This window comes from Streptomyces sp. NPDC043738 (genome assembly GCF_056436545.1).
Map to the genome: position 1 here is coordinate 454,727 of NZ_JBWKCJ010000002.1, position 17,606 is coordinate 472,332.

Annotated in this window: 13 protein-coding genes and 5 tRNA genes; 5 read left to right on the top strand and 13 right to left on the bottom strand. The window is 71.0% G+C overall.

Going from position 1 to position 17,606, the window contains the following annotated elements:
* Positions 1-264: 264 nt before the first annotated feature.
* From AC0680_RS05185 to hrpA, 3 genes are all read right to left on the bottom strand, one after another.
* A complete protein-coding gene (locus AC0680_RS05185) occupies positions 265-498 on the bottom strand; it encodes a DUF6274 family protein (RefSeq protein WP_478625009.1) in 234 nt (77 codons plus the stop codon).
* Between the two features lie 366 nt (positions 499-864).
* Positions 865-939, bottom strand: a tRNA-Asp gene (locus tag AC0680_RS05190).
* A gap of 95 nt (positions 940-1,034) precedes the next feature.
* A complete protein-coding gene (hrpA, locus tag AC0680_RS05195) occupies positions 1,035-5,120 on the bottom strand; it encodes an ATP-dependent RNA helicase HrpA (RefSeq protein WP_478625012.1) in 4,086 nt (1,361 codons plus the stop codon).
* A gap of 184 nt (positions 5,121-5,304) precedes the next feature.
* Here hrpA and AC0680_RS05200 point away from each other — a divergent pair, with 184 nt between their 5' ends.
* Positions 5,305-5,538 (top strand): hypothetical protein, encoded by a 234-nt coding sequence (locus AC0680_RS05200; RefSeq protein WP_478625015.1) that lies wholly within the window; start codon positions 5,305-5,307, stop codon positions 5,536-5,538.
* A gap of 50 nt (positions 5,539-5,588) precedes the next feature.
* Here AC0680_RS05200 and AC0680_RS05205 read toward each other — a convergent pair.
* From AC0680_RS05205 to AC0680_RS05220, 4 genes are all read right to left on the bottom strand, one after another.
* Positions 5,589-5,662, bottom strand: a tRNA-Phe gene (locus AC0680_RS05205).
* Positions 5,663-5,666: 4 nt separating this feature from the next.
* A tRNA-Asp gene (locus AC0680_RS05210) sits at positions 5,667-5,741 on the bottom strand.
* Between the two features lie 48 nt (positions 5,742-5,789).
* Positions 5,790-5,862 (bottom strand) — tRNA-Glu (locus AC0680_RS05215).
* A 133-nt stretch (positions 5,863-5,995) separates the two neighbouring features.
* Positions 5,996-7,570, bottom strand: coding sequence for a metallophosphoesterase family protein (locus AC0680_RS05220; RefSeq protein ID WP_478625017.1), 1,575 nt, complete (start codon positions 7,568-7,570; stop codon positions 5,996-5,998).
* 118 nt (positions 7,571-7,688) lie between these two features.
* Here AC0680_RS05220 and AC0680_RS05225 point away from each other — a divergent pair, with 118 nt between their 5' ends.
* From AC0680_RS05225 to AC0680_RS05240, 4 genes are all read left to right on the top strand, one after another.
* Positions 7,689-8,039, top strand: a complete 351-nt coding sequence (locus tag AC0680_RS05225; RefSeq protein WP_478625021.1) for a metallopeptidase family protein — start codon at positions 7,689-7,691, stop codon at positions 8,037-8,039.
* Positions 8,040-8,283: 244 nt separating this feature from the next.
* On the top strand, positions 8,284-8,934 hold the full coding sequence (locus AC0680_RS05230; RefSeq protein ID WP_478625022.1) for a hypothetical protein: 651 nt from the start codon (positions 8,284-8,286) through the stop codon (positions 8,932-8,934).
* Positions 8,935-9,173: 239 nt separating this feature from the next.
* Complete coding sequence (locus AC0680_RS05235; RefSeq protein WP_478625023.1) at positions 9,174-11,342, top strand: DEAD/DEAH box helicase; 2,169 nt, start codon at positions 9,174-9,176, stop codon at positions 11,340-11,342.
* A gap of 213 nt (positions 11,343-11,555) precedes the next feature.
* Positions 11,556-11,628: transfer RNA gene (locus AC0680_RS05240), tRNA-Lys, on the top strand.
* 197 nt (positions 11,629-11,825) lie between these two features.
* On the opposite strand, the gene AC0680_RS05245 is transcribed toward AC0680_RS05240, so the two are convergent.
* The 6 genes from AC0680_RS05245 to AC0680_RS05270 all read right to left on the bottom strand — a co-directional run bounded on the left by AC0680_RS05245 (position 11,826) and on the right by AC0680_RS05270 (position 17,424).
* Positions 11,826-12,161 (bottom strand): hypothetical protein, encoded by a 336-nt coding sequence (locus tag AC0680_RS05245; protein WP_478625025.1) that lies wholly within the window; start codon positions 12,159-12,161, stop codon positions 11,826-11,828.
* Between the two features lie 245 nt (positions 12,162-12,406).
* Complete coding sequence (locus tag AC0680_RS05250; RefSeq protein ID WP_478625101.1) at positions 12,407-12,682, bottom strand: hypothetical protein; 276 nt, start codon at positions 12,680-12,682, stop codon at positions 12,407-12,409.
* Between the two features lie 422 nt (positions 12,683-13,104).
* Positions 13,105-13,983, bottom strand: a complete 879-nt coding sequence (locus AC0680_RS05255) for a hypothetical protein (protein WP_478625027.1) — start codon at positions 13,981-13,983, stop codon at positions 13,105-13,107.
* A gap of 12 nt (positions 13,984-13,995) precedes the next feature.
* Entirely contained in the window at positions 13,996-14,667 is a 672-nt protein-coding gene (locus AC0680_RS05260; protein WP_478625029.1) for a peptidoglycan DD-metalloendopeptidase family protein, read from the bottom strand.
* Positions 14,668-14,741: 74 nt separating this feature from the next.
* A complete protein-coding gene (locus tag AC0680_RS05265) occupies positions 14,742-16,034 on the bottom strand; it encodes a peptidoglycan-binding protein (protein ID WP_478625031.1) in 1,293 nt (430 codons plus the stop codon).
* 403 nt (positions 16,035-16,437) lie between these two features.
* Positions 16,438-17,424, bottom strand: coding sequence for an AraC-like ligand-binding domain-containing protein (locus AC0680_RS05270; protein ID WP_478625032.1), 987 nt, complete (start codon positions 17,422-17,424; stop codon positions 16,438-16,440).
* Positions 17,425-17,606: the final 182 nt, after the last annotated feature.

Genomic DNA, 17,606 nt, shown 5'->3' on the forward strand with positions numbered 1-17,606 from the left:
CAAGGGCCCTTCAAGGGGCCTTGGAGGGCCTTTCCGCGGGGACCCTGCGACCTGCTTTCGAACCCGTTCGAGGGTGGTGCAATTGCACATATTAAATTGACCGGTTGTAGGGAGGGTGTAAGTTCCCCGCTCCGCCAAACTTGTTCGGTGACACCCGTCACACGGCGAGTCGCTTGAAGCCGATACGTCCGCTGGGGTAGTGAACTTTCCCCGGCCTCGTTCAACAGCCTGCCACCGCACGGGCGGTGGCGCAGGCGCCCTTGGTCACCGGGTCGCGGGACTTTCGTCCTCGGCCACGGACGGCTCGGAGGCGGCCGGAGACGGGGTGGGGGCGGACGCGGGCGCCTGGCGCCCGGAGCGGGGCGTGTGCGGCTCCATGGCGAGCCGCAGCAGCTGGTGGCAGATGGGGCAGTGCCGCGTCAGATGGCGGTAGCCCGTGGCCGCGGACAGATGTGCCCTCAGCAGCGCCCTGGTCTCGTGCCGTACCGCAGTCGTCATCGCACATCCCTCCCCGGCCCCCACGCCTTCCCATGTGAGTACCGGCGGGAGCGCCCGCCGTCAATACAGCGGGCAGCAAAGCAGTCACGCTGCGCTGTGCCTGCTTTGCGCGTTCTCGGTCGTTCCGTGGTGGGCGCCTCCGGCCCGTCCCTTCCTCACTGCCGCACGGGCGTGGGGGGCGGCCTCACGCGGCGGCGAGGGGCCACCCCGGCGGGACGACCGAAAACAGCGGAGGGTGTGAACGAAGGAGAGACGTGAACGAGGGAGAGTCGTGAACGTCGGAGGGTCGCGAAAGCGCGAAGTCCGTGAACGCCCGGAGGCCGCAAAAACGAAGCGGCCCGCATCGCTGACGATGCGGGCCGATTGCGGTCCTGACGGGATTTGAACCCGCGGCCTCCACCTTGACAGGGTGGCGAGCACTCCAAACTGCTCCACAGGACCTTGCGTTTGCTTTCCGCTTGCGGCGGGCTGCGAAGCAAGACTGTACAGCAGGTCAGGGGGTGCGGTCGAACTCGATACCGGCGACCGCCCGCCGGTCAGGGCGCCGCGGCGTCCACCGCCTTCACGATGCGCTTGTCGGAGACCGGATAGGCGGTCCCCAGGGCGTGCGCGAAGTAGCTCACCCGGAGTTCCTCGATCATCCAGCGGATCTCCAGGGCCGCTGCCGGCACCGGGCGGCCCGGCGGGAACTGCTCCAGCAGCCAGGCGTATTCGTCCTGCATCTCCTTCACCTTCGCCATCCGGGTGCGGTCCCGTTCGGCGTTGGTGGGCAGCTGCTGCAGCCGACGGTCGGCGGCCACCAGATAGCGCATCAGGTCAGGCAGCCGCTTGGCGCCGTGCGCCGTCACGAATCCCGGCTTGATCAGCGCCGCCAGCTGCTCCTTGATGTCGGCGAGCGAGGGCAGCAGCGAGGGGAAGGTGGTGTCCTTCAGCCGGCGCTCGCACGCCTGCCAGGCGGCGAGCACCTCCTGGACCTGCTGGATCGTCTTCAGCGTGACGTCCACCAGGTCGGCCCGGACCGCGTCGAACAGCTTGCGGAAGGACTCCTCGTCCCACGCGGGGCCGCCCCGGGCCGCGATCAGGCGGTCGGCGGCGGCGGTCACGCAGTCCTCGAAGAGCGCCCCGATCGAGCCGTGGGGATTACGGGACAGCGCGAGCTTCTGCTGGTTGCTCAGCTTGTCCTGGGCGAACTTGGCGGGGTTGCTGGGGATGTTGAGCAGGATGAGGCGGCGGGTGCCCGCCCACATCGCCGTCTGCTGCTCGGCCTCGGTGTCGAAGAGGCGCACGGCGACGCTGCTGCCCTCGTCCACCAGCGCCGGGTAGGCCTTCAGCGGCTGGCCGGCGCGCCGGGTCTCGAAGGTGCGCGGCAGCGCGCCGATCGTCCAGGACGTCAGCCCCGTGCGCTGCTCCGGGCCGGCCGTGGCCGCCCCCTCGCCGGCGCGCCCCTTGCCGCCCTTGGCGGGCCGTTCGGCGGCCTGCTCGAAGGCCTTGGAGATCGCCGCGCGGGTCTTCGGCTTGAGCTTCAGCCGCAGCGCCTCCAGGTCCTTGGCCTCGGCGAGCTTGCGGCGCCGTTCGTCGACCACCCGGAAGGTGATCTTGAGGTGGTCGGGGATCCTGCTCGGGTCGAAGTCCGCGGCCTCGACGGGGACGCCCACCATCCCCTGCAGCCCGGCCGCCAGAGAGGTCGTCAGGGCGCCCTGCAGCGGCACCGTGGAGTCCAGGAAGCGGGCCGCGAAGTTCGGCGCCGGGACGTAGTTGCGCCTGATCGGCTTGGGCAGCGACCGGATCAGCTCGGTCACCAACTGCTCGCGCAGGCCCGGGATCTGCCAGTCGAAGCCTTCGGAGGAGACCTGGTTGAGCACCTGGAGCGGGATGTGAACGGTCACGCCGTCCGCGTCCGCGCCCGGCTCGAACTGGTAGGTGACCTTGAACTTCAGCTTTCCCTGCCGCCAGGAGTCCGGGTAGTCGTCCTTGGTGACGGCCTCGGCGGACTCGTTGATGAGCATCGACTGCTCGAAGTTGAGCAGCTCCGGCTCGTCCCGGCGCTTGTGCTTCCACCAGGAGTCGAAGTGCGCCCCGGAGACGACGTCCGCCGGGATGCGCTGGTCGTAGAAGTCGAAGAGCGTCTCGTCGTCCACGAGGATGTCGCGGCGCCGGGCGCGGTGCTCCAACTCCTCGACCTCGCCGAGCAGTTTGCGGTTGTCATGGAAGAACTGGTGATGGGTGCGCCAGTCGCCCTCGACCAGGGCGTTGCGAATGAACAGGTCGCGCGAGGTCTCCGCGTCGATCCGGCCGTAGTTCACCTTGCGCTGGGTGACGATCGGGACGCCGTAGAGGGTCACCCGCTCGTAGGCCATCACCGCGGCCATCTTCTGTTCCCAGTGCGGCTCGCTGTACGTGCGCTTGACCAGGTGCTGGGCGAGTGGCTCGACCCACTCGGGCTCGATCTTCGCGTTCACGCGCGCCCACAGGCGGGAGGTCTCGACCAGCTCTGCGGACATCACCCAGTGCGGTGGCTTCTTGAAGAGCGCGGAGCCGGGGAAGACCGCGAACTTGGCGCTGCGGGCACCCAGGTACTCGTTCTTGCCGGCCCCGTCCTTCCCGCCCTCGGTCCCGCCGTTCTTGAGTCCGATGTGCGAAAGCAAACCCGCCAGCAGGGAGGTGTGGATGCGGTCCGGTGCCGCGTCCTCCTCGTTGAGGTGGATCCCCATGGTCTTGGCGACCGTACGCAGCTGGGAGTAGATGTCCTGCCACTCGCGTATCCGGAGGTAGTTCAGGAACTCGCTGCGGCACATCCGGCGGAACGCCGAGGAGGACAGTTCCTTCTGCTGCTCGCGGACGTAGCGCCAGAGGTTGAGGAAGGCGAGGAAGTCGGAGCTCTCGTCCTTGAAGCGGGCGTGCTGCTGATCGGCCTGCTGCTGTTTGTCGGAGGGCCGCTCGCGCGGGTCCTGGATGGACAGCGCCGCCGCGATGACCATGACCTCGCGGACACAGCCGTTGCGGTCCGCCTCCAGCACCATCCGCGCCAGCCGCGGGTCGACCGGCAGCTGGGACAGGCTCCGGCCCAGCTGGGTCAGCCGCTTCCTGGGGTCCTTCTGCCTGGTGTCGAGCGCGCCCAGCTCGCTCAGCAGATCGACGCCGTCCTTGATGTTGCGGCGGTCGGGGGCGTCGATGAACGGGAACTTCTCGATGTCTCCCAGACCGGCCGCGGTCATCTGCAGGATGACGGAGGCGAGGTTCGTGCGGAGGATCTCCGCGTCGGTGAACTCGGGCCGTGCGAGGAAGTCGTCCTCGGAGTACAGACGGATGCAGATGCCGTCGCTCGTTCGGCCGCAGCGGCCCTTGCGCTGATTGGCGCTGGCCTGCGAGATCGGCTCGATGGGCAGCCGCTGGACCTTGGTGCGGTAGCTGTAGCGGGAGATCCGGGCCATACCCGGGTCGATGACGTACCGGATGCCCGGGACGGTCAGCGAGGTCTCGGCGACGTTCGTGGCCAGCACGATCCGCCGGCCCGTATGCCGCTGGAAGACGCGGTGCTGCTCGGCGTGCGACAGCCGCGCGTACAGGGGGAGGACCTCGGTGCGGGGCAGCGCCTTCTTGTTGAGCGCGTCCGCGGTGTCGCGGATCTCCCGTTCGCCGGAGAGGAAGACCAGGATGTCGCCGGGACCGGCGGCCTGCAGCTCGTCCACGGCGTCGCAGATCGCCGTGATCTGGTCGCGGTCGGCGTCCTGGCCGCCCTCTTCCAGCAGCGGGCGGTAGCGCACCTCGACCGGGTACGTACGGCCGGAGACCTCGACGATCGGCGCGCCGGGCTTCTCGCTCTCGCCGTCGCCCGCGGCGGGGTCCGCGGCGGCGGCCACCGAGGCGAAGGAGCCGAAGTGCCGCGCGAACCGCTCCGGATCGATGGTCGCGGAGGTGATCACGACCTTCAGGTCCGGGCGCCGGGGCAGCAGCTGCGACAGATAGCCGAGGATGAAGTCGATGTTGAGGCTGCGCTCGTGCGCCTCGTCGATGATGATCGTGTCGTACTGGCGCAGCTCGCGGTCCGTCTGGATCTCGGCGAGCAGGATGCCGTCCGTCATCAGCTTGACGAGGGTGTCGCCGCCGACCTGGTCGGTGAAGCGGACCTTCCAGCCGACCGCCTCGCCCAGCGGGGTCTTCAGCTCCTCGGCCACCCGTTCGGCGACCGTACGGGCCGCGATCCGCCGCGGCTGGGTGTGCCCGATCAGGCCGCGTACGCCCCGCCCCAGCTCCAGGCAGATCTTCGGGATCTGCGTCGTCTTGCCCGAGCCGGTCTCACCGGCGACGATCACGACCTGGTGGTCGCGGATCGCGGCGAGGATCTCGTCCCTCTTCTGGCTGACCGGCAGCTCTTCCGGATACGTGATCTCCGGCACCGCGGCGCGCCGCTGGGCGACCCGCAGCTCCGCCTCGTCGATGCCGTCGGCGATCTCGGCGAGCACGGCGGCGCGGGCTTCGGGCTTACGGATCCGGCGTGCGCCGTCGAGCCGGCGCCCCAGCCGCTGCTGATCGCGCAGCATCAGCTCGGGCAGACGCTCGAGCAGGGAGGGCAGGGTGGGGGCAGCGCCGTCGGGCAGGGCGGAGGCAGGCTGACTGGACATACGACCCCCAGGATCTCACCTCACCGAATCGACTGGCGAACCATTTGCCGCGCGGCCGGATCGCGGGCGCCGGGACCGCGTCGGGGCGGTGCGTCCGCACACGCGGTGATCATGGGCGTGCCCTGCCGCCGCACCGGGGGCAATCGGGTGGAACTCGCCCCCGCGCACCAGCGACGATGTCCGGATGGACAAAGGAATACGACGGATCGCCGGCGGTCTTGTGATGGTCGCCGGCATCGCCCTGGGCGTCTGGCTGGTCTTCGGTGCGCCGCACGACTGGGAGGGCTCAGGACAGCGGCTGCTGAAGTTGGCGATGGGTCTCGGCTCGACGGGCGCCATCACCGGCGGCGCCCGGCTGGTCTTCTGGCAGCCGGAGGGCGAGCTCGCCCCGTCCACCGGGGAAGCCGCCACCGAGTAGGCACGAAGAAGGCCCCGATTCGAGGAATCGGGGCCTTCTCCCAATGGGTGTGGCTGGGGCCGGGGTCGAACCGGCGACCTATCGCTTTTCAGGCGATCGCTCGTACCAACTGAGCTACCCAGCCGCAGCGGTCCTGACGGGATTTGAACCCGCGGCCTCCACCTTGACAGGGTGGCGAGCACTCCAAACTGCTCCACAGGACCTTGCATTGCGCGAAAGCGGCCTGAGCCAGTCTCGCACACAATGGTGCGTGCCCCCAACGGGATTCGAACCCGTGCTACCGCCTTGAAAGGGCGGCGTCCTGGGCCACTAGACGATGAGGGCTGGTGGCCACCTTGGCGTCGTTACCGGCGCCGTCGGGGACGTGAGAAGCATATGGGATGGGAGGACCGTTCGCCAAAACGGTTTACCCGGGGCCGGCGCAGGGGCTCCCGGCCGGGCGCGAAAGGGCGCCCGATCAGGGCCTGGAGGAGGGCGGGGAGGCGGGCCCGGAGGCAGGGCCGGACGGGTGAGGCGGGCGGCCCTTCCGCGCTGTGGCGCCGGGCTGGTTCTCGCGGGGGAGGTGGCGGCTGACCTCGGCCCGGGACAGGCCCAGCCCGCCGAGCGTGATCTCGTCCCACGCCTGCAGCAGCTTCGTCCTGCGGTCCAGATAGAGCACCGACGCCTGGACCGGCGCGGGCTTGTCGTCCTGCACCGCGCGCAGTCCGCCGCCGCCCGTCGACCCCTCCACCATCAGCCGGGTGCCCTGGGGCAGCGTGAGGTTCTCGCGGTGGTGGACATGGCCGGCCAGCGCCAGGGGGACCAGGCCGTCCGCCTCGGTCGCGGCGGCCGGGTTGTGGGCCAGTGCGATGTCGACCGGCGTACCCGCCAGCCGCTCGGTGCGCAGCGCGTCGGCGAGCCGGCCGCCGGCGGTGCGCTCGGCGGAGTCGCCGGCCGCCACCACGGAGCGGTCCGGGGTGAACTGCGGGTCGCCGACGCCCGCGATGCGCACCCCGGCGACCCGGGCGACCCTGCCGTCGTCGAGGACGGTGACGTGCTTCCGGCCGGCCAGGTACTTCTGCGTGGTGCGCGAGTCGTGGTTGCCGCGCACCCAGACGTACGGCGCGCCGAGGGTGGAGACGGAGTCCAGGAAGTGGTTCTCGGCGGCCGAGCCGTGGTCCATGGTGTCGCCGGTGTCGATGATCACGTTGATCCGGTACTGCTTCACCAGCGAGGCGATGATCCGCCAGCTGGCGGGGTTCAGGTGGATGTCGGAGACGTGCAGGACCCGCAGGGTGGTGGGGTCGGGCTGGTAGGCGGGCAGCGTCGAGGTGGCGTCGTACAGCTTGGTGACGTTGGTGACCAGGCGGGCCAACTCCTTTTGGTAGACGTCGAATTCGCTGACGATGTTGCGGGCGTTGCCGACCACGGACGGGGCGGAGGACAGCAGTCCGGAGAACTTCGGCTCCAGTACGGACTGGGGGTTCCAGGTCGCGTACGCGGTGCCCGCGCTTGCGGCGAGCACGGTGAGCGCCAGACCGCCGGCGGCCAGGGCGCGGCGCGGGCGGCGGTAGACGGCCAGGCCCAGCGCGGTGGCGCCGGACGCCACGGCGACGCAGGAGTGCAGCGCCAGCCCCAGGGCGCCGCGGGTCACGTCGCGGGTGACCTCGGCCTGCAGGCCGGCGAACCGCTCGGGGTGGTCGACCAGCGCCTGGGAGCGGACCGGATCCAGCCGGTCGACGTCGACGTCGAGCCGTACCGGTGCGTGGTGGCTGCGCAGCTCCAGGTCGCCGAGCGGCGAGACGTTGATCCTGGTGCCGCCGGCCAGTGAGGGGCGCAGCGCCATGGTGGTGTCCATCGGGCCGACGGGGACGCGGAGGGCGCCGAGGGCCAGCAGCCCCAGCCAGGCGCCGAGGACGGTGACGGCGGCCAGGCCGAGTGCGGAGTGCAGGGGGCGGTGTGGGGCGCCGTCGAGCCGGGTGTGCAGCGGCGGGAGCGGCGGTGCTTTCGGTGTGCCGGGGTTCGGTGTCCGGGAGCGCGCAGCGCGGGCCATTGGTCCCGTATGCCCCGGGCCGGTGGTCGTTATGCCGGGGGCGGCGGCTCCGGTTCCGGCGCGGCGGGCGGACGGCCGCGGCCCTCGGTTGCCGGGCCCGGTAGCGGAGAATGGTGGTGTGCTGGAAATGACGCGCGAGGAGTTCGAGGAACTGGTCGCCGAGGCCCTGGACCGGATCCCGCCGGAGCTGACCCGGCTGATGGACAACGTGGCGGTCTTCGTCGAGGACGAGCCGCCGGCCGCCGACCCCGAGCTGCTCGGGCTGTACGAGGGGACTCCGCTGACCGACCGCGGGGAGTGGTACGCGGGCGTGCTGCCGGACCGGATCACGATCTACCGGGGGCCGACGATGCGGATGTGCGCGACGCGTGAGGACGTGGTCGCGGAGACCGAGGTGACGGTCGTTCATGAGATCGCGCACCACTTCGGGATCGACGACGAGCGGCTGCACGCACTGGGCTACGGCTGACGGGCGGCCGCGAGGTGCCGGCCGCGGCCGGCGGGCGGCCGCCCGTGCCGGGCCGGAGCCGACGAGCCGCGGCGCGCGCCGGGCCGCGGACGGGGCCGGATGCCCGGCGCGGGGCGATCGGCCGGGCGGTACGCGTGTCCTCGGGTGGGGGGCGGGAGTTGGGCAAGGCGTCCTGCCGCCGTCCCCGCGCTCCGGATCCGGAGGTCCCGCCGTGCGCCCGAGCCCCTACCGCCAGCCGTCTTCGATGCCGCCCCCCGCCGCTGTCCCCGACCCCGTTCCCCTCGTCGACCCCGCTCCCGCCGTGCGCCCGGCACCGCCGCCGGCGGGCCGGGTGCGGGCCCGCGCCGCAGCCGCCGCCGTGGCCGTCTCCGCGCTGGCCGCGTCGCTGGCCGGCTGCATAAGCGTCAGCGACGCACCGCAGCCCAAGCCGTCCGGCGCCACCGCGCAGCCCGACGGGAAGGGCGCCAAGCCCGGCTCCGGCGGAGTGGGCGCGGACAACCCCGGCGACGGGCCGCGGCGGATGGGGCGCAACGGCGAGGCGCAGCCGGCCGGCGGTGACGAGGAGGCCGAGCCCTCGGCCGATGCCGAGCCCACGCCGTCCGAGCCCGCCACGCCGTCCCGCCCGGTGAAGCCGTCGGGCCCGGAGCCCGGTCCGGGGCGCGACCACGGCGGCCATGGCGGCCGTCCCACCGCCGACCCCTCGCCGTCCCGCTCCGAGCAGCCGTCCTCGCCGCCCGTCTCGACCCCGCCCAGCACGCCCACCGCGCCGGCGACCCCGCCGCCCAGCAGCCCCGCGCCCCCACCGCCGAGCGCCCACGCCTCCGGGCCGTCGCCCGTCGCGCCGATGACGTCCCAGGGCGAGCCGGGTGCGGAGGAGGTGGCGCAAGGGGCATAAGGGGCGTATGGGGCCCGTCAGGAAGGGGGCGGCGGGCGGTGGCCGGAGGGCCATTTGCCATCCGGGGGGCGGAGTGCGTATGGTGGTAGATCGTTTGATCCCATTTGCCCGGCGCCAGAAAAGAAGCGCGCCGCGTGGCGCGTTCTCTCCCTTGCCGTGGCTGACCGCATTGAGGCGGTCGTTGTGAAACACACGGAGTTTGGGCGCGTGCCGAGACTCCGGAAGGTTTCGCATTTCGCATGTCCATTTCCACTGAGCAGTCCGTCATGCCCGCGTTCGATGAGCACGACGAGCAGACGGCCCCCGAGGTGACCGAGTCCGACGCGTCGGCCGAGTCCGCCGACACCGACACCATCACCTTCGCCGACCTCGGACTGCCCGAGGGCGTCGTCCGCAAGCTGGCGCAGAACGGCGTCACCACCCCCTTCCCGATCCAGGCCGCGACCATCCCGGACGCCCTGGCCGGCAAGGACATCCTCGGCCGCGGCCGCACCGGCTCCGGCAAGACCCTCTCCTTCGGTCTGCCGACCCTGGCCCAGCTGGCCGACGGCCACACCGAGAAGAAGAAGCCGCGCGCCGTCATCCTCACCCCGACCCGTGAGCTGGCGATGCAGGTCGCGGACGCCCTCCAGCCCTACGGCGACGTTCTCGGCCTGAAGATGAAGGTCGTCTGCGGCGGTACGTCCATGGGCAACCAGATCTACGCCCTGGAGCGCGGCGTCGACATCCTCGTCGCCACCCCGGGCCGGCTGCGCGACATCATCAACCGCGGCGCCTGCTCGCTGGAGGCCGTCCAGGTCGCGGTCCTCGATGAGGCCGACCAGATGTCCGACCTGGGCTTCCTGCCCGAGGTCACCGAGCTGCTGGACCAGGTGCCCGAGGGCGGCCAGCGGATGCTGTTCTCCGCCACGATGGAGAACGAGATCTCCACGCTGGTCAAGCGCTACCTGACCAACCCGGTCAGCCACGAGGTCGACAGCGCCCAGGGCAATGTCACCACCATGACCCACCACGTCCTGGTCGTGAAGCCGAAGGACAAGGCGCCGGTCACCGCCGCGATCGCCGCCCGCAAGGGCCGCACCATCATCTTCGTCCGCACCCAGCTGGGCGCCGACCGCATCGCCGAGCAGCTCGTCGACGCCGGTGTGAAGGCGGACGCGCTGCACGGCGGCATGACGCAGGGCGCCCGCACCCGGGTCCTCGCGGACTTCAAGGACGGCTACGTCAACGCGCTGGTCGCCACCGACGTCGCCGCCCGCGGTATCCACGTCGACGGCATCGACCTGGTGCTGAACGTCGACCCGGCCGGCGACCACAAGGACTACCTGCACCGCTCCGGCCGTACGGCCCGCGCGGGCCAGTCCGGCACCGTGGTCTCCCTCTCCCTGCCGCACCAGCGCCGCCAGATCTTCCGCCTGATGGAGGACGCCGGTGTGGACGCCTCGCGGCACATCGTCGGCGGCTCCGGTGCCTTCGACGAGGACGTCGCCCGGATCACCGGCGCGCGTTCGCTCACCGAGGTCCAGGCCGACGGTGCCAACAACTCCGCCAAGCAGGCCGAGCGCGAGGTGGCCGAGCTCACCCGCGAGCTGGAGCGTCTGCAGCGGCGCGCCACGGAGCTGCGCGAGGAGGCCGACCGGCTGACCGCGCGGGCCGCCCGTGAGCGGGGCGAGGACCCGGCCGAGGCGCTGGCCGCCGCCGCCGAGACCGCCGAGGCCGAGGCCGCCGCCGCGGCCGCGGTGCCGGCCCAGGCCGCCGCGCCGGACGAGCGCCGTCCGGCCGCCCGTGACGAGCGGGGCAACTTCGAGCGCCGGGACCGCCGTGACGACCGCGCCGGTCGCTCCTTCGACCGTGACCGTCGTGACGACCGCTCCGGTGGCCGTTCCTTCGACCGTGACCGTCGTGACGACCGCGGCGGCTTCGGCCGGGACCGTCGTGACGAGCGGGGCGGCTTCAACCGCGACCGTCGTGACGACCGCTCCGGTGGCCGTTCCTTCGACCGTGACCGTCGTGACGACCGCTCCGGTGGCCGTTCCTTCGACCGCGACCGTCGTGACGACCGCGGCGGCTTCGGCCGGGACCGCCGTGACGACCGTGGCGGCCGTTCCTTCGACCGTGACCGTCGTGACGACCGCGGCGGCTTCAACCGCGACCGCGGCGAGCGCCCCAGCCGTCCGTTCAACCGCGACGACCGCTCCGGCGGCCGTCCGTCCTCCGGCGGCTACCGCTCCGGTGGCGGCGACCGTCCGTTCAACCGTGACGACCGCTCCGGCGGCCGTCCGTCCTCCGGCGGCTACCGCTCCGGTGGCGGCGACCGTCCGTACGGCCGTCGCGACGACCACCGCGGCGCCACGACCGGTTCCTTCGGTCGCCGCGAGGACAAGCCGCGCTGGAAGCGCAACGGCTGATCTCCCGCGCTGACCGGCAGGGCGGCGTCCCGCGCCGGCCCACCGCTGCGCATCAGGGCCCGTACGCACGCAAGTGCCGTACGGGCCCTGTGTGTTGTGCGGGTCGGACGCCCGGACGTCCCGCTCGGTGACGGGCCCGCGGCACCTTCATGACCGGTCCGATCCCTAATGCCTTCGGGCTGTGGCCGATCCTCGGGCTATGCTGCTCGGTGCGGGCCATTAGCTCAATTGGCAGAGCAGTGGACTTTTAATCCATTGGTTCAGGGTTCGAGCCCCTGATGGCCCACCGCATCCATCCCTCAGCAGGCTCTCTGGCCTGCGGCTCAGCGCCTCGGCCGGCGATCACCGGACGGGGCGCGTCGCGTTTCCGGCCGCGTGCGGGCCCGAGGTGTGAGCGGACGGCCCGGCAGGCGGGGCGTCAGATATCGGGCGGGCGCGGGAGCGAGCCGCCGGGGCGCCCCCGAGGGTGGGGCGAAGCCTTGGTCAGAGGCGGCGTACCCGCCCGGCGATCAGATGTCCGGCGAGCAGATAGATCGCGGCGGGCAGCGCGTAGTTGAGGACGACGCGCAGTCCTTCGGTGTCCATGGTGAAGACGTCCCGTGCCCACCAGGCGAGCGAGTCGGCCACGCCCTGCACGAACTGGACGAAGACATTGGCCCGGTTCGCTTCGAGCAGGTAGAGGAGGATCCACAGGCCCAGGAACCCGGCAGCCATGTCGGCAACGGTGTGGATGATCAGGGCCGCCCGCTGTGCGGCGGTGCCGCCACGGCCGCCGCCGTAGTGATCGCCTACGGGCATGGATTCGGGCCGGTGGCTCATGGGAGTCGCAATCTGGCGCACGCCGCGCCTCGACGGCAGGGAAGTGCGACCACGGCCAGGGTGGCCACCCCCCACAGGAGTCACCCTGGCCGTGATCGCGTTCGGGGCGACAGGCGCACCGTATGCAGTTCTGCGCCACGGGCGGCTGCCGTGTTACCCGGCAGATCGATAAGTCCCGTGTGTGCGGACAAATACCGGCCCGACGGGGGCGGATATCGCAATGCGCGGCACCGCGGGCCGCTCGGTCAGAGGCGTCGCAGCCAGGCGGCCGCTCCGTGGCCGACCGCGAGGTAGACCAGCGCGGGGAGGGCATAGTTGAAGAAGACCCGCAGTCCTTCCGTCTCCATGACGAAGATGTCCTGCGACCAGCCGGCGAGCCAGTCGGCCACACCGTGCACGAAGTCGACGAAGACATTCGCCTGATTCGCTTCGAGCAGATACAGCAGGATCCACAGCCCGAGGAATGCCGCGGCGATATCCGCGAGACTGTGAATGATCAAGGCGAGTCGGTCCGCCCCGATTCCGCTCTGGTTTCCTCGCCCACTCCGCCTGGCGTTGGCGGCGGGGTACGGGGCGGCCGGTGCTGGCGCGGGATCGTAGTACGAGGGCGAGGGGGAATTGCCGTGATGCGGGGCGTGCGCCCCGGAATTCGGCAGCGGAGTCGTATCACCGCCATTCGGCGAGTTTGCTCCACCATGGTAGGGAGGGTTTGATCTGGAGCCGTATGGGCGATTTCGCGGTATGCCGTCATTGGGATAACTCACGATGCCGCGTATTGCCCATCAAGTGATTCCGAAACTCCCTTCACCGCTGTTTCACATTGCTGCCCTGGGGCCGCCACCCCGTGCGGTCGGCGCCTCGCGGTGGCAGCGGTGGCGGACGTGCGGTGACCACCACGCCCCTGGCCCTGAGGGAGAGCCAGGGGCGGTTCATCGGGTGGTCTTCAGCACTGCTTCCCTTGCGGGCACACCGGCGTGGTCATCGCCTGGAAGACGTCGGCGTCGGGCGGGCCGGGCCAGGCGACGTCGGGCTTGTTGCCGCCGTCCTGGTGGTAGGGCGTCACCCACAGACCGAGTTCGAGCACGTTGTCGCCCACCACCGCGAGGTACTCGTGCAGCGTCGTGGGCCGGGGCGTGTCCTTGTCGAGGACGATCGTCGCGGCCACATGCCGGGAGTCCTGAGTGGTGTACGTCACCGAGGTGTCCGCGGACGCGCACGCCCGGAGTTCCCCGACCAGGCCCCTGAACATGGTGGACGCCGTGCGTTCCCCGTCCTTCATGTGTGCGGCGATGGTCTCCTGGGCCAGCCAGTTCTGGTCCCCGTCGTTCTTGCCCGGACGGGCCTTCTCGATCCATGCGGCGCGCGCCAGGGAATCCGTCGCGGGCGTGCGCCGCGACCCGCAGTGCTCCTCGAAGAGGAACTTCTCGCCGTCGGCGAGCCGGGCCGAGGTGTCCAGCATCGGCCAGTGGTACGACGCGTTCATCGGGATGGAGCCGGACTCCATCCACTGGTGGAGGCGGTCGTCCGGGTCGTCCGGGTCACGGCCGGCGGCCGGCGACCAGGACGCGCCCGCAGGGGTGGTGGGCCCGGTCCCGGCCGTCTTTCCGGCGGCCGGGACCGACGGCGCACCCGAAGCCGACGGACCTGAGGCGGACGGGTCCGTGGCGGACGGGCTCGTGCCGGACGACGGCCGGGTGCCGTCGCCGCGCGGGCCGTCGTCGGTGGGACCGCAGGCCGTCAGCGAACCGATGGAGAGGGCCAGGACCAGGGGCGCGGCGAGCAGCCGGCCGGTGCGGGACGAGGCGGTGGTGGTCTTGGGCATGCTTCTCCCCGCTCACCAGGCCGGCTTGCGGTCGTGGCCGTAGCGGAACGGGCCCGCGGGGTGGTCCTCGAAGTGCAGGTGAGGACCGGTGACGTTTCCGGTGGACCCGACCCTGCCGAGCCGCTGGCCCGCCTTGACCCTCTGGCCGGGGTGCACGTCGCGCCAGGACAGGTGGCAGTAGACGTACACGCGGCCGTTGTCCGCCTGCAGGCCGATCCAGTTGCCGTAGGCGCCGCCCCGGCCGTCCGACCACTTGACGGTGCCGTCACGGACGGCGACGACCGGCGTTCTCTCCGGCGCCGCGTAGTCGTCCCCGGTGTGATACCCCGTCTGGTACCTGGGGTTCGGCACGCCGTACGCGTAGTTGATGCCGTGCCCCGGCACCGGTGAGCCGACCTTGCCGCCCGACGAACCTCCGTCGCCCTCCCGCACCTTGAAGCCGTACTCGGCTCCGAGCTTCTTGAGGGACGTCTTCCCGGGCACGCCGTCGGCCGCGCTGCCGGTGAATCCGAGGTGGCGCTGCCACTCGGCGTAGGCCTCCTTGGTGCGCGGGCCGAAGGTTCCCGGTGCGGACGAGTAGTCGAGGCCCACGGCCTTCTTCAGCGCCTCCTGCACGGTCAGGACGCTGCCGTTCCTCGCGCCGGGGTGGACGTCGGACAGGGACACCACTTCTGCTCGCTGCACGCTCGGCTCTCCCGTGAACAACTCGGCCACACTGCCGGCCACACTGTCGAATATGTCTCCGATGCCCGGCACGCTCAGTAGCCCTTCGGCGGCCGGCTCGGGTCGAACTGCTGGACCCGCCCGGCGAGGTTGGAGCCGTCGCGGTACACGCCGTACCTGACCATCACGTAGTTCATGGCCGCACAGATGTTGGCCACGCCGTCGTAGACGTTGTGCGAGGTTCCGGGCTGGTGGTTCTCGGCGAAGGTCTCCGGCATGACCTGCAGCAGCCCGCGTGTGCAGCTCTGGGGGTGCCCGTCGCTCTGCTCGGGCCCGTGGGCGTTCGCGTCGTAGGTGTTCACCGCGTTGAACCGGTAGGTCGATTCCCGCTTGGCCGCGGTCATGATGCCCTCCACCCAGTGGGTCTCGGGGACCTTGAGGATGTGGCAGGCCTCCTTCGCCGCCCTCGACGCGCTCCCGTCCGGCACGTGCTTGTACTCCACCGAGTCCAGCGGGATGGCGATGCGCCCGGTGCCCGGCTTGCCGTCGTCGTCCCGCTTGCGGTCGAAGAAGTCCAGCCCGTACACCCTGAACTTGTGCCGCTTGCCGAGCTCGACGAGCGAGTGGCGGCCGAAGACGCCGTCCGCGTCCGCGCCGGTGAAGCCGAGCTCGCGCTGGAACGCGGCCACCGCGGCCTTGGTCCGGGGGCCGAACGTCCCCGGCGCCGAGCTGTAGTCGAGCCCGACCTCCGCCTTCAGGGCGGCCTGCACGATCCGTATGGAGACGTTCCGCGCCCCGTAGACGACCTCGGAAGCCTTCACCTTGTGGTCCTCGTGGGGGAGCCGGTGTCCCTGCCAGCGCCACTCCTTGCGCGCCGCGCCGCCCCGGTGGTCGTGCGGATCAGCGGTCGGCGGGCACTCGTCGCCGGGGAACTTGGGCGCGAAGTACCCGACGATGCTCGCGCTCTTCCGCTCGGTCTTGTGCGCGTACACGCCGTTGCCCTGGTTGGCGTCCGTGGCGCCCGCCTCAACGGTGTTGCCGCCCTTGGTGTACACGTACGTCTCGTCGAATCCGACCACGAGCTCGGTGTGACCACCGTTGTGGAGGTTGACCCACGCCCCGACCGACGGGTATTCGGACCACTGGTCACGCTGCTTGGCCCACTCGGTGAACCCGTTGACGTTGGCGATGTGCGGCACGAACTCTTCCAGGCCCACGTCGGCGTACATGTCCCAGTCGAACATGACGCACCACGGCTCACCGTCCATGCCGTACTGCTTCCCGAACCGCGTCCGGTTGTTGTAGTCCCCGTCCACGTTCGTCTCGTAGACGCCCTCCTTGATGCTCTGGACGTGATCGACCAGCTTTCGCCACTTCGGCGTCGTCATTACCGTTCCACCATCCGAATTAGTCGGCTTTCGCGGGTGTATGTTTCCGCCCCTTTCGGAGCGGAAGGCCGCGATGGGACATCCGGGGGAAAGGGGTGCACGGGCGACCCCGGCGAGCGAAGTCCCCCGACCCCGGCGAGCGAAGTCCCCCGACGTCGTCGGGGAGTTCGCCACCGGGCGCGGACGGGGCCGCCTTCGTCTCCTCCGTTGACGAAGACGGCCGGCTGTCCGCGCGCCCGGCGCGGTCCGGAACTCCAAGTCCCGGCGCGCCACCGGATTGTGTCGACGTGCGCACTCAAATCCCCCTATGACGCTGGTTCGACGCAGCTTCTCGTCGAACCAGCGCGAGTCAAGCGTCCGGGAATCCGGCGGGAATGTCGTTAGCGCCCCGTGCACAAGTCCCTTAACCAGCAGTCGACTTACCGGCGACCAGTGCATGGCGCCGGTAGTCCTTCGGCGGAGTGCCGTACGCATTGCGGAAGGCGCGGCTGAAGTCGGCCGCGCAGGAGAAGCCCCGGCGGGTGGCGATGGCGTGGACGGGGGTGGAGTGCAGCGCGGGGTCGGTGAGGTCGCGGCAGGCGGCCTCCAGCCGCCGGCGCCGGATCCAGGCGGCGACGGTGGCCTCTTCGTGCTGGAAGAGGCGGTGCAGGTAGCTGAGGGAGATGTGGTGGGCGGCGGCGATCACGGCCGGGGAGAGGCCGGGGTCGTGCAGGTGCTCCTGGATGAAGCGCTTGATGCCCAGCATGAGGGTCCGCCGGCGGGTTTCCGGTGGGAGCGCGCTGTCGGTTTCGAGGGCGTGGGCGAGGAGCGCGGTGGTCAGGTCGGTCAGGACCGTGCCCAGCCGGGGCCCGTCGGAGGGCTGGTAGGGCGTGGTGTCCTCGCTCAGCCGGAGGAGGAACTGCGCCAGCAGCGCGCCGAGCCCCGACCGGGTCGTCATGCGCCGTGGGACCGCGCGACGGGCCCCGCCGCGCGGCAGGGGCAGCAGCGCCTTGGGGATCTCCGCCCCCACCGTGGTGACCGGGGCCTTACCGCCGAGGATCTCCCACGGCAGCGAGGAATCGTTGATGATCAGGTCGGACGGCCGGTACGCGACCTCGTGGCCGTCCCACCTGCCCGTCCCCGTCCCGGCCACGACGAAGGAGAGGTGGTAGAGCTCCGGGTCGGACTGCCGGACCAGCCGTGGTGTGCGCCGCATCACCACCTGCGGGATGGTGGCCGGCCACACGGACACGGCGCCGAGGTCCAGCACGCGCTGGGTGGCCCGGAAATCGTGGGCGTGGTCGCTGCTCAGATGGATCGGAGCATGGGTTTGCTCCAGACGCTCCGCCCAGTAGGACAACCGGTCCGCCGCCGGCACGTCCTCACTCCGGAAAACCGTCTCGTTCAGCATGTTTCCCCCTCCAAGCTGCACGCCCAAGGGGATGGTCACGGACCCGGATAAGCGTCTGATGAACGTCTGGGGACGGGGCCCGGCCGTGACCCGTCCGGCCCCCGACGGCTCGCCGTGTGCCCCCCTACCGGCAACCCTTGGGGAGTCGAGGCGGCCGACACGACGCTGCTCGTACGGAAGAC

Coding starts and splice junctions, on each gene's coding strand:
- AC0680_RS05185 (WP_478625009.1), bottom strand. CDS start 498: ATGACGACTGCGGTACGGCACGAGACCAGGGCGCTGCTGAGGGCACAT.
- hrpA (WP_478625012.1), bottom strand. CDS start 5,120: ATGTCCAGTCAGCCTGCCTCCGCCCTGCCCGACGGCGCTGCCCCCACC.
- AC0680_RS05200 (WP_478625015.1), top strand. CDS start 5,305: ATGGACAAAGGAATACGACGGATCGCCGGCGGTCTTGTGATGGTCGCC.
- AC0680_RS05220 (WP_478625017.1), bottom strand. CDS start 7,570: ATGGCCCGCGCTGCGCGCTCCCGGACACCGAACCCCGGCACACCGAAA.
- AC0680_RS05230 (WP_478625022.1), top strand. CDS start 8,284: ATGCCGCCCCCCGCCGCTGTCCCCGACCCCGTTCCCCTCGTCGACCCC.
- AC0680_RS05235 (WP_478625023.1), top strand. CDS start 9,174: ATGTCCATTTCCACTGAGCAGTCCGTCATGCCCGCGTTCGATGAGCAC.
- AC0680_RS05245 (WP_478625025.1), bottom strand. CDS start 12,161: ATGAGCCACCGGCCCGAATCCATGCCCGTAGGCGATCACTACGGCGGC.
- AC0680_RS05255 (WP_478625027.1), bottom strand. CDS start 13,983: ATGCCCAAGACCACCACCGCCTCGTCCCGCACCGGCCGGCTGCTCGCC.
- AC0680_RS05265 (WP_478625031.1), bottom strand. CDS start 16,034: ATGACGACGCCGAAGTGGCGAAAGCTGGTCGATCACGTCCAGAGCATC.
- AC0680_RS05270 (WP_478625032.1), bottom strand. CDS start 17,424: ATGCTGAACGAGACGGTTTTCCGGAGTGAGGACGTGCCGGCGGCGGAC.